Origin of the sequence: Mycobacterium sp. KBS0706, from assembly GCF_005938675.2 — a bacterium.
Lineage (GTDB): Bacteria > Pseudomonadota > Alphaproteobacteria > DSM-16000 > Inquilinaceae > Inquilinus.
In genome coordinates this window covers 1-240 of record NZ_VCCH02000437.1, presented here as the reverse complement: position 1 = coordinate 240, position 240 = coordinate 1, and the positions used below count along the sequence as shown (strand labels likewise).

At 74.2% G+C, this 240-nt stretch carries 1 protein-coding gene; it reads left to right on the top strand.

Annotation, left to right across the window (positions count from 1 at the left end; all coding sequences use genetic code 11):
• On the top strand, positions 1 to 240 hold a 240-nt coding region (locus FFK22_RS43725; protein WP_186003003.1), incomplete at both ends, for a hypothetical protein.

The following is a 240-nucleotide window of genomic DNA, read 5'->3' as shown; positions in this document are numbered from 1 at the left end:
CGGCAGCGCGGCCAAGGTCCGGGCCGAGCGGGCGCGGCGCCGGGATGCGGTGGTCGCCGCAGTCGAACGGGCCTTCGCGGAGATGCCCGATCCGTCCCGGATCCCCGGGCTCCGGGCCGGGCTGGCGGTGCGGCTGCAGGAACCCGACGTGATCGAGTGGCTCGACACCGAATGCACCTTCGTCGCCGCCGACCGGCTCTGCCGCTCCCTCGGCATCGGCATGTATCTCGACGACCCGGA